Consider the following 11,364-nt stretch of genomic DNA (forward strand, 5'->3'; position numbering starts at 1 on the left):
TCAAAGTTGGTGCGGCCGCTGATCTGCGTGGCGGGCTTTCGGGCCCAAGGATGCGCACAGCGTGCCGACACCGTGTGGGGGGCGTTCTACGCCCTCCACTTCACATCATATGAGGATGCGCGCTGACGAACGGTTCCCCAATCACCGCTCCCTTTGCCGATTTCGCGTTAGTTTAGTTGCAATACGCCTAAACCACGAACCCGCTGGGAATAGCCGCGCGGTCGAACGTGAAGCCGTCCTTGCCGATCGTGTAGAGATAGATGTTCGCCAAGATTGCGTCGCCGTTGAAGTTGAACGAATATTGGCCGACGATCGTCGAGAAGCCCGACGGCTGTTCCTGGATCGTATTGAGCAGCGTGAAGCGCGTGGTCGCGTTGCTGCGCTGGGAGGCGAAAATGAGGAGCTGCGCCGCAGCGTATCCGTATGCCGAGAACGCATCGACCGAGCCGACTTCGCCCTGGAAATCGCGCAAGAGTTGAAAGATGGATGGGATACGATCGAGTGGCGGCATCACCGACGCCACCGTTATGCCGTTGAGCAACTTCGCGTAATTCTGGATCGTGGATTGGTTGTAGAAGCCGTCGCTGGCGCTGAACGCGCCGGTATAGCCTTCCAGACGTAGGGCGTCAACGACCGGGACGAGATCGCTCGGCTTGCCGGCAAGAAAGATGTGCGTGGGTTTGAACGCCAAGCACTCTTTGGATGCGGCCGCGGGATCGATGTGATTTGCGTCGATTGTCACGACCGCGGCATCGTGATGGCTGCTCTTCGCATACTGCACGAAGCCCTGCGCGACATCGGGGCCGTAGGCGCCGTTGGTGGTGAGCGCGACGGCGCTGACGCCGGCGTGCTGCGGCAGGAGCGTGCGAGCCATGAGCTGGCCTTCGGTCGAATCTTTGGTCGGTAGGCGAAAGATGTTGCGATAACCGCGCGAGGTGATAACGTCGGCGGTTACGGTCGGCACGACGATGGCGAAGTTCGCGTTGGCGTAAGCCGGCAACGCGGTGAGCGTGACGGGAGCGGTGAGGTTGCCGACCATACCGATGATGCTCGGATCGGCCTGCGCGATCTGCGCGTTGGTGACCGCGATCTGCCCGTTGTCTTGGTCGTCGAACGAGCGTACGCCGAACGACTGCCTGAGCGAGACCGTAAAGCGGTTGGTTTCGTTGACGGCGGCTTGCACGCCCTGGACGACGCTTTTTCCGAACGATGCAAGCGGCCCCGAGAGCGGAACGCTCACCCCGATCGTGAGCTGTTGGAGCACCGGGCCGGTAAACTGCGCGCGCGCGATGCGCGGTGCGAGCGCTGCGGCGGCGCCGGCCGCGATGAAAGCTCGGCGGCGCATCAGTGCGTGAGGTATCCTGCGAGCGTCGTTCCGAGAAAGACGATCGAGAAGCCCATATTGGCGGTAAAGACCCGTTCGTTGAGCACGAAGAGATTCTCCGATCGATCGAACAGTGCGTTTTCGTAAACGGCGAGGCTAAGAGCGGCTAAGGCCCCGAGATAGTATGGCCATTGAACGCCGCCGAGCATACCCGCCAGCACGAGCAACGCGAGCATTCCTAGGTGCAGCGCGATCGGTAGCCAGCGTCCGCTGCGCTCGCCGAACCGCGCCGGGAGCGAATTGATGCCTTGTTCGCGATCGGTCGGAAGATCCATCAACGCATAGATGACGTCGAAGCCTGCGACCCAGAGCGTGACGGCGAGAAAGACCAGGATCGCGCTCCAACTCACGTGCCCGGTGATGCCGATGTAAGCGCCGAGCGGTGCGAGGCCGTCGACCGCGCCTAAGACGAAATGCACCAGCCACGTGAAGCGCTTGCAGAGCGGGTACACTAGCACGCCCAGCGCCGCGATCGGCATAAGCTTCACGCAGAGCGGGTTGAGCATCCATGCCGAGAGCAGCAACAGCGCGAATCCGAGCACGATAGCCCAGAGCATCACCGAGGGCGCGAGGGCCCCGCTCGCGAGCGCGCGCCGTGCGGTGCGCGGATTGCGCGCGTCGATATCGCGATCGAAGTAACGGTTGGCGGCCATCGCCGCCGTACGCGCGCCCAATACGGCGAGCGTAATCCAGACCAACGCTTGCCACGGCGGCAGCCCTCTGGCCCCGAGTACCGCACCGACGTAGGCAAACGGCAACGCGAAGAGCGTGTGTTCGACGCGGATCTCGCGCAGGAACAGCGAGAGCGTCTTCATCGGCGCATCAGCCTTTGGTACGCGCTTGGGCCCTGCCCGCTCCATGCGTCGGGGACCAGCGATTTGGAGATGGCATCGAGACCGTAATCGCGCCAACGCTTGCTCACGAGTTGCTGCGTTTTGGCATCCATGACGATATCCGGCGGCCATTCGCGATCGTAGCCTTCGGCCGCGCTCTTACGCGTTGCGTCGATGCCGATCTTGGTTCCGTAGGCGACGTTATACGAACCGTGGTCGAGGTCGTCGACCGGGCCGGGCATCATGACGATGTCGCGGTCGGGTGCGAGATTGTTGAAGACGAACCACGCGACGCTGCGCGGGTCTTGGACGTCGACGTCGGCGTCGACGATGACGAGGGTGCGCGTGAGCATCATCATGTGGCCCAGGCCCCAGAGTGCGTTCATGACTTTTTTCGCGTGGCCGGGGTACTTCTTTTTGATGGAAACGAGTGCGAGATTGTGAAAGCCGCCTTCGACCGGAAGGTTCATATCTACGACTTCGGGCAGCACCATCTGCAAGATCGGCAAAAAGATGCGTTCGGTGGCTTTGCCGAGCCAAGCGTCTTCCATCGGCGGTTTTCCGACCACCGTCGCTGCATAGATCGGGTCGCGCCGATGCGTGATCGCGGTGATATGGAACGTCGGATAGTTATCCGCCAAGCTGTAGACGCCGGTGTGATCGCCGAAGGGGCCCTCCGTGCGGATATCGGTGTTATCGACGTAGCCCTCGAGAACGAACTCGGCATCCGCGGGTACTTTGAGATCGACGGTTTTGGCTTGCACCAGCTCGACCGGTTTGCCGCGCAGCAGGCCCGCGAACGCGTATTCGTCGAGGACGGGCGGCAGCGGCGCGGTCGCCGCATAGGTGAGCGCCGGATCGGAACCGATCGCGACCGCGACCGGGATGCGATCTCCCCACGCGTCCGCGTGCGCGCGCCCTTGCTTGTGACGTTGCCAATGCATCCCGGTTTCGCGCGCGTTGTAGGCTTGCATGCGATACATGCCCACGTTGGGACGATTCGTGCGCGGGTCTTTCGTGATGACGAGCGGGAGCGTGATGAAGGGGCCGCCGTCCATCGGCCACGTCGTAAGGATCGGCAGCGCGCGCAGGTCGGGCTGCTTCATGACGATATCCTGGCAGCTCCCGCTGCGCACGGTTTTTGGAATGGCGTTCGCGAGCGGTGCAAGCTGCATCAGGGCACCGAATTTCTCTGCGAGCGACGCTCCCGGCGGCGTGATATCGATCAGCTTACGCACGCGCTCGCTGACGCTTGCCAGCGAATCCGCATCGAACGCCATCGCCATCCGCCGTTGGCTACCGAACTGGTTGGTTAGGACGGGAAAGCGCGATCCTTTGACGTTGGTGAACAACAACGCGGGGCCGCCGGCTTTCACCACGCGATCGGTAATCTCGCTAATTTCGAGATAGGGGTCGACGGGCGCTGAAATAACGTGGAGCTCGCCCGCCTTACGGAGCGCATCGACAAAGGAGCGCAGGGAATCGAAGGCCATGATACACGCTCCTTTGCGCGCGCGAGAACCGGCTTCCTAGTCGGGGAGTTGCATCGCCTTTTTGATGAGGCGGTCGCGGGTGGACGGCGGCAGCATCGCGACCATCGCCTGCAGCTTGGCTTGCTTCCCGATGACGTAGCGTTCGCGCGGGCGCTCCGAGCGTAGCGCTCCCAGCACCGCTTCCGCCACGGCGCCGGGCTCCATGCCGTGCCGCTCCTCGCGTTCCGTCTGGGCGACGATGGCCTCGATAAACGGCCCATAATGTTCGATCGCGGCGGCCGGGAGTTTGGCGATCAATGCATCCTTGGCGGTGCGTCCTTTCGACCAAATCGGCGTTTTAACGGCGGCGAACTCGAAGAGCGAGACCGCGATACCGAATCCCGCAAGTTCCTGACGCATGGCGTCAACGAGCGACGCGAGCGCGGCTTTCGATGCGCTATAGGGCCCAACGAACGGTGCGGAGATGCGTCCGGCGATCGAGCCGATGAACGCGATGCGGCCGCCCCGCTCGCGAAGCATGGGCAGCATCGCCTGCGCGATCGCGATCGGTCCGTAGACGTTGATCTCGAACTGCTTGCGGATATCGTCGAGCGGAAGAAATTCGAGCGGACCGGCAACCGCTACGCCCGCGTTGTTGACCAGCCCGTACAGCGGGATGCCACTCTCGCGAACGAGCGCGGCGGCGGTGCGGATATCGGCCGCTTTCGTAACGTCGAGCGTTATCGGCGTGAGGTTCGGGTGGGCGGCCGCGAGGCGCGAGGCGTCGTCTTCGGTACGAACGCCGGCAAAAACGGCATAGCCGTTTTGCGCTAAGAGGTGCGCGGTTGCGTAACCTATGCCGGTCGATGCGCCGGTGACGAGAATCGCTTGCTTACCCATGCTGCCTTATTAAGAGCAAAGGCGTGTCTCGCATGATCTGACTACGAGGCTCCATTGCCTGCCGCCTTAGCAGCCTTTTTTGCCGCCGCGATGGCAGCTACTTCGGCGAGAGCTTCGTTGTGCCGTTCGCGCGCCACGTATGTATGCTCAATCAGCATTTCGACCAAGCGGATAAGAGCTGCGGCCTCTTCCGGCTCAACCTCAACCATGATGTTAATGTCTTGTTCAGGATGCGCCCCAACGTTCCCAATTTCGCGAAGTTGATCTATCGCGGTCCAAATATCCGCAGGAAGCCTTCCTTTGATTGCTTGTATTTCTGCGTACAATGTCTTTTCGGATACACCGAAGAAGTCGCGAATTATCTGCTGAACGGTACGGCGTGAAAGTGTTGCAGATGCCTTAGCGCTGAGCGCCTCTACCATGCAGGCTTCCTCATAATCCTGCACGATAGAACGCGGCACAAACGCAGGCAAGCCCTTCGCCCGCGACGCGGGTAAAAGGGGCCAGGACTGTATGATTTTGCCAGCTTTCGCGGCTCCAGAAATTTCAGGGTACATTGGCTTGGCGATCGCACAGGTAACCGCAACGTTGCGACATTTGGGATTGGGGCAAACAACCGCAGTTGTGCGAAATACGAGATGGTGTCCGTACGCATTATCAATATTCAAACGATCATAGAAGATCTCGAAATCGATTCCCTCCGTGATCGATGCATGGTGCTCGCAGAACGGGCACTGATATTGAGACGCCACTTAAAATGAACCTCCGCGTGCCTGCTATGGAATGCTAGTGAATTGCGAAACGGCCTCGAGTACTTTGAAAAGGGCATCCGCCGAAAGCTCCTTGCCCTCGTATTCGCAGCGATAGAGTCCCTGGAGATTCGAGGGGAGTTTTACTGACTTCTCGACGAGCAAGATCACGTTCTTGCGGTAGAGTGCTATAGCCGCACCGATCTCGATCAGCACGTTTTCATTGATGCGAACTACTTCGTTGCCGTCTGGATCGGTGAGTATTCCCTCGTGCCCGACGTGGATGATCCCCGCGAAGCAGCTACGCATATCGTCGAAGACCTTATCCGGTACAGGTTTTGCAGTTGCCTCTCGTTTGACGGAGGCTACCGGATCCAATTTCGCAATTCGGATTGCCTTTTCCAACTGCTCAAGTACGCGGTGGTCGGAACCATGTGAAATGAACACCTTGCTGTTCGACGTTAGTGGTGTGCGCGTACGCGATACTTCCTGCGGCGCATCCAAGTAAGTCTCGCCGTTCTCCAGCGTTTCAACACCGCGCGCGGGTGCTTCGGCGGGGCCAGCGACGGTGAAGCGCCCGCCGCCGAGACGAGGCTGGGCGACCACAAACGGGCCGGTCTTTGTTTCAATGATCAGACCGGCGAACATGCCGTTTTGTTTTAACACCTCGAAGGAGGCGGCGCTGCGTTCCTTCGAGATTCCCATTGAGGCCAACACGTTAGCCCCGATGTTGTCGGCCGGAAGCTTTTTCTGTTCGTAACGCCCGAAGAACTCGGCGGGAACGGTCGGCTTCTTGGCGGCTTCCGCAAGAGCCAGTATGTCATCGCCGTCCTCCGTTGGGGCCACTGCTCGACGGCCAAGCGCGGTCAACTGAATCTCTTTCGAGTTGTAACCACCGGCAGTAAGTCCGTAAGCGATTGACGCTCCGGTGAGCTGTCGCCAGGCGCTGCTTGTCGGCGAAATATCTAGCGCAATGGCTAGGTCTACCGGCATCGCGCTTCGCCCCGCAAAATTATCCCAGATCGCCTGAGCGACGGGGAGTGCCTTTTGAAGGCTCACAGACGGCATGACCCCCTGCGAGGCTCTCTTGTCCCCGATCGCTGGTCCGTTTGAGGCAGTATCCATTGTCAATACCCCGAACTTAGGTTGGCTTGGCGCTTATTATAGCAGACTGCCAAATCAGAGTACAATAGCCGCGATTTTTAAGCATTTTCCGCTCCTCGTCACGGACTGTCCGGACGAATGTGCCAAATTCTGATTCAATCCTTGTTTCCTGCGAGGGCCATCAAGGTGGCACTTGTAGGGGTAAATATCCCCCAACCTTCCCCTTGAGTGTACGAAACCTTCGAAAGCGACAACTCATCGAGCAGATTTCGGCAGAACATTCGCTGTCGCTAGGAGCGCGAACCCGGGAGCTCGATCGGAGTGGTCCGCAAGACGGATGCGACCCGACAAAGGGTACGGAGGGTGGCGTTCAGTTCGTCCCCTTCGATCTTCGGGAAATGGCGTATCATCATGCTGGACACCTCAAAAAAAATTAATCTGGACCCACTACCGGTTGATCGGGCTTGAGCGACGAGGCCCATCGGAAGAGATATTCGAGACAGCGCGTGACGCCAGTAAGCGCGCGGGGCGGACGCCGGGCGGGACGAAGCCCAAGAGACGTTTGTTTATAACCCGCCGTTGGCTAGAGCATTGCCAGGAGTATTTGTTGAAATAATCCGCCCGCGACGCTGGAAATGATGCTGCGAAACGCGCTAACCGTCTTGCAACAACAGTTGGAGGCGGCTGGTGAATGTACAGCGTTGGATTTCGTACCCTACGCATTTTGCGTGGCGATCCTCGATTTTACCGTTGAGCGCATACAGGTCTTGCGCGGTTAAAACAAGAGGCGGGTCAATGCATTTCACTTGCTCGGCGACGCCATGCTTTCACCCTCGGCCATACGCTTTCCGCGCCCATCAATCTGCCTTAGAGAGAGTAAAAGCCAAGGAGTTCGTAGGCTTCGGTCTTTGACAAATCGTTTGTCTCAGCGAGCGAAGCGTGTCGACAAGTCCACCTATGGTGGAAAGAGTGAGCAAGTTGCCCATGATCTCCGAGTTCCAGGAATGCCGCGCAATGTCCGGCGCGAGAAAGAAAAACGGGCACCGTAGCGGTGCCCGTCTTCCAACTCGGCGACGTTGTCGCTAGTCTTCGTGGTTTTGGTTTTGCTGCGGACGACGGCGACGGCGCATCGGCGGTGCGCCGGGAGCGTCGGGTGCCGGTGCCGCTGCGGGCGCCGCAACCGGTGCGGGAGCCTCTTCGCGACGCCGCGGGATGAACTCGCGCGATTCGCGCGGAGCGCGATCGCGATGCCCGCCGCCGCCGCCGTCGCCGGCCCCACCGGGGAGCAACGCCTTGTGCGAGAGGTTCAGGCGACCCTGTCCGTCGACTTCCATGACCTTGACCTTGAGCTTATCGCCGACGTTGACGACGTCTTCAACCTTCTCGACGCGGTTCTGCGCGAGTTGGCTGATGTGCACGAGGCCTTCTTTACCGGGAAGAATCTGCACGAATGCGCCGATCGCGATCACGCGCGTGACGGTGCCTTCGTAGACTTCCCCAACGACGATGTCTTTGGTAATCGCCTCGACCGCTGCGCGAGCTTTCTCGCCGGATTCACCGTCGAGCGAGGTGATGTAGACGGTACCGTCGTCTTCGATGTCGATCTTTTCGCAGCCGGTTTCCTGAATGATCTTGTTGATCATCTTGCCGCCGGGGCCGATGACGTCCTTGATCTTGGCCGGATTGATCTTGACCACGATCATGCGCGGCGCGAACGGCGATAATTCCGTACGCGGTTCGGCGATCGTTTCCACCAGCTTATCGATGATGAAGAAGCGCGATTTCTTCGCTTCGGCCATTGCTTCGCGCATGATGGCGATCGTGATGCCCTGCGACTTGATGTCCATCTGGATCGCGGTGATACCCTTCTTGGTACCGGCGACTTTGAAGTCCATCTCGCCCAGGGCGTCTTCGAGGCCTTGAATGTCGGTGAGCACGGCAAACTTGTTGCCCTTGAACACGAGGCCCATCGCCACGCCGGCGACGTGCGAGGTAATCGGTACGCCGGCATCCATCAGTGCGAGGGTCGAACCGCAAACCGAGGCCATCGACGAAGATCCGTTCGATTCGAGCACTTCGCTCATCAAACGCATCGTATATGGGAACGATTCTTTATCCGGCAGTACCGGAAGCAGCGCGCGCTCGGCGAGTGCTCCGTGGCCGATTTCGCGACGGCCGGGCCCGCGCATCGGGCGGGTCTCGCCGACCGAGAACGGGGGGAAATTGTAGAAATGCATGTAGCGCTTGTCTTCGAGCGCTACGATGCCGTCGAGCCGCTGCGCGTCGCTGGTCGAACCGAGCGTTGCGGCAGTGAAGACCTGCGTCTGTCCGCGCGTGAATACGCCCGAGCCGTGAACGCGCGGCACGTAGTGTACCTTGGACCAAATCGGGCGGATCTCGTTCGGCTTGCGACCGTCGGGGCGAATCTTTTCGTCCACGACCATCGTGCGAAGCTCGTCCTCTTCCATCGATTTGATGATCTTGCCGAAGTCCTTGGCATTCTGCGGATCTTCCAGCAAGGCTTTGATGGCTTCGTCTTTTTTGGTGCAGCGCGCGATCGCTTCGTCGCGGCTGAGTTTGCCGAATGCGGTTTCGCGCTCGCCCTTTTCGACGACGCGCATCGCTTTGGCAACATCTTTAGCGAAGGACTTACGAATCCACTTATCGAGATCCGCGTTGACCTGCTGAACCGGATACTGGCGCTTGGCCTTACCGACTTTCTTCGCGAGCTGGTCGATCGATTTCACGATCTTCTTGATCTCGGTGTGCGCCAGCTCGACGGCAGCCAGGAAATCGTCCTCGCTGAATTCGTCGCCGCCGCCCTCGACCATCATTACGGCATCCGACGTGCCGGCTACGACGACGTCGAGGCCGCCGGTAACGTACTGCGGGAGCGTGGGATTGATGATGAACTTGCCGTCTTCGTCGCGTCCGACGCGTACGGCGGCAACGGTCTTCGCGATCGGAATATCCGAGAATGCGAGGGCCGCACCGGCGGCGCAGACGCCGATGACGTCGGCATCGAGTTCGGGATCCACCGAAAGCACCGTCGCGACGATTTGCACGTCGTTGCGGAAGCCGTCGGGGAAGAGCGGGCGAATCGGGCGATCGATCTGGCGCGAGCTGAGCACTGCGTGCTCGGGCGGGCGGCCTTCACGCTTGATGTAGCCGCCCGGAATTTTACCGGCCGCGTACATCTTCTCTTCGAAATCGCAGGTGAGTGGGAAAAAGTCGATGCCTTCACGGGGTTTGTTGGAGGCAGTGACGGCGCAGAGCACGACATTTTGGTCGCCGTAACGAACGAGAGCAGAGCCGTTGGCCTGCTTGGCAAGTTCGCCGGTTTCGATGACCATCGTGCGCCCGCCGACCGTAAGGGTCACGGATTCGGGCACAGTATCTCCTAGTTATTTCTTGTTGTAATTGTTTTATTGAACCCCATCCGGTTCGGGGGGGCGCGACGAATGACCTGGGGTGGCGAGGCAAGCGGGCGGGCTGTGGCTCGCTAGGCGAGCGTGTCGACCCCGGTCCCGGTGAAGAACCCGGCGGCCAGCCCTTGTTGAAGGGCGCTTAGCGTGGACCCGGTCTGCGAGAGCACGTTCCCGGAGGCCTGGAGCGCGTACGACGCGTTCTGCATCTGCGCGGCGCTCGGATTGGCCGCGGCCTGCAACAGCGAAACGTTCGAGGCCAGGATCGTCTGCGTATATGCCTGCTGGTAGGGATTCTGCGAAGCCTGCGCCTGAGCCGAAGCCGCGGCGTTTGACCGCGGCCCGGCCTGAAATAGCGCCCCGTATCCGGGGATCGCGTCAGCTGAGAGCGGTTGCGCGCTCGTGGCCGAGGTGATCGAAAGGCTCATCGTCATCCCATTCTAGCATTGCCTGGCATGGCCGCGACCCCGAAGTGAGCGAATCTTTACGATGGCCTATGGAGTGCAGGATACTATTCGAAGATGGGAATCAGGAGCGGCGCTCTTTGCATTGTGAACTTCGACAAAACCCGAAATCGGGGAACGTAGGGATTGGGAGGCTTCGGCGGGCGATTGTCGCTTGACGCTTGCCCGTGTTAGGAAGCTCTTCGCGCCTTCCATTGCTCGCCCCGGTCGAAGCAACGGCTCGGTTTCGTAGAATTCGCGGCCATCCGAGAGAGTCACCAAAAATCCAACCAGGTGCTTCCGCGATCCGTCGAACGCATACTCGATTCTTGAAACGCGCACTACCTTAGGGTTGCCAGATGCGCGCTCGATCCCATCGAGAGGCGGGCTACTACCCACGGGCGCGATCTCATTTACACACTGACGAAACGGCGTGCTTTTGGGAGTCGCGTTGACTACCAAGCTATCGACTGTAATGTCGATCATCGTCCACTCCTACTGCAATAGTTCGGGCTGAACTTTACCGGGCGTCGACGGCTACGGGCCAGCGCCATTTTGCGGCTGCTTTCTACTGCTTAGTAGCAGCTATCGAGTAAAAATCCAGCCGCGATGATTTTTACAATTACCGATGGTGCAATAACGTAGATTTCTCCGCGGGAACGAGAGCCGTCCCTGGCCAGACCGACAGCGGAAAACAAGCGCTCTCGCGGTCCTTCGGGGACCGGCCGCGCATTAATATACCCGTCCTGAAGCAGCGATTGGAAGTTTTCTTGTACATAGATGTACGCAATAAAAGTCCCGGAATCGCTTACGACAAGTGCATGCTTAATGTTCGTGGCCTTAGATATTACGCCAGTCGGTAAATTCGTGTTCAGCGTCGGCATTGCCGCTCGGCAATTCGAGTTGCTAACGACGTTGGTTGCCAATCCTCTCGCCTCGGCTGGTAGCATCATTGCCGAGATGAGAAAAAAAAGTAGGGTCGCGGCCTTCATGCTGGCAACGACTCGGTAAAGCAGGCCGCGCCGATCGCGCCCTGCCCGGCGGGAGAATTGGT

The 11,364-nt window shown here is 59.7% G+C and carries 9 protein-coding genes; all 9 read right to left on the reverse strand.

Annotation, left to right across the window (positions count from 1 at the left end; translation table 11 throughout):
• Positions 1 to 187 precede the first annotated feature (187 nt).
• On the reverse strand, positions 188 to 1,345 hold the full coding sequence (locus tag VMW12_05785; protein HUZ49238.1) for a branched-chain amino acid ABC transporter substrate-binding protein: 1,158 nt from the start codon (positions 1,343 to 1,345) through the stop codon (positions 188 to 190).
• Positions 1,345 to 2,199, reverse strand: coding sequence for a 4-hydroxybenzoate octaprenyltransferase (locus VMW12_05790; GenBank protein HUZ49239.1), 855 nt, complete (start codon positions 2,197 to 2,199; stop codon positions 1,345 to 1,347). Before VMW12_05790 ends, VMW12_05785 begins: the two co-directional genes overlap by 1 nt.
• Complete coding sequence (locus VMW12_05795; GenBank protein HUZ49240.1) at positions 2,196 to 3,710, reverse strand: menaquinone biosynthesis decarboxylase; 1,515 nt, start codon at positions 3,708 to 3,710, stop codon at positions 2,196 to 2,198. The genes VMW12_05790 and VMW12_05795 overlap by 4 nt, the downstream gene beginning before the upstream one ends.
• Positions 3,711 to 3,746: 36 nt before the next feature.
• A complete protein-coding gene (locus VMW12_05800) occupies positions 3,747 to 4,589 on the reverse strand; it encodes an SDR family oxidoreductase (GenBank protein HUZ49241.1) in 843 nt (280 codons plus the stop codon).
• Positions 4,590 to 4,630: 41 nt separating this feature from the next.
• Positions 4,631 to 5,341 (reverse strand): DUF4145 domain-containing protein, encoded by a 711-nt coding sequence (locus tag VMW12_05805; GenBank protein ID HUZ49242.1) that lies wholly within the window; start codon positions 5,339 to 5,341, stop codon positions 4,631 to 4,633.
• Between the two features lie 24 nt (positions 5,342 to 5,365).
• Entirely contained in the window at positions 5,366 to 6,397 is a 1,032-nt protein-coding gene (locus tag VMW12_05810) for a TIR domain-containing protein (GenBank protein HUZ49243.1), read from the reverse strand.
• A gap of 1,127 nt (positions 6,398 to 7,524) precedes the next feature.
• Entirely contained in the window at positions 7,525 to 9,834 is a 2,310-nt protein-coding gene (gene pnp, locus VMW12_05815; GenBank protein HUZ49244.1) for a polyribonucleotide nucleotidyltransferase, read from the reverse strand.
• 110 nt (positions 9,835 to 9,944) lie between these two features.
• Positions 9,945 to 10,295, reverse strand: coding sequence for a hypothetical protein (locus VMW12_05820; GenBank protein HUZ49245.1), 351 nt, complete (start codon positions 10,293 to 10,295; stop codon positions 9,945 to 9,947).
• Positions 10,296 to 10,885: 590 nt separating this feature from the next.
• A partial coding sequence (locus tag VMW12_05825) for a hypothetical protein (GenBank protein HUZ49246.1) occupies positions 10,886 to 11,364 on the reverse strand: 479 nt, incomplete at its 5' end.

The organism is Candidatus Dormiibacterota bacterium (assembly GCA_035532835.1).
Lineage (GTDB): Bacteria > Vulcanimicrobiota > Vulcanimicrobiia > Vulcanimicrobiales > Vulcanimicrobiaceae > DAHUXY01.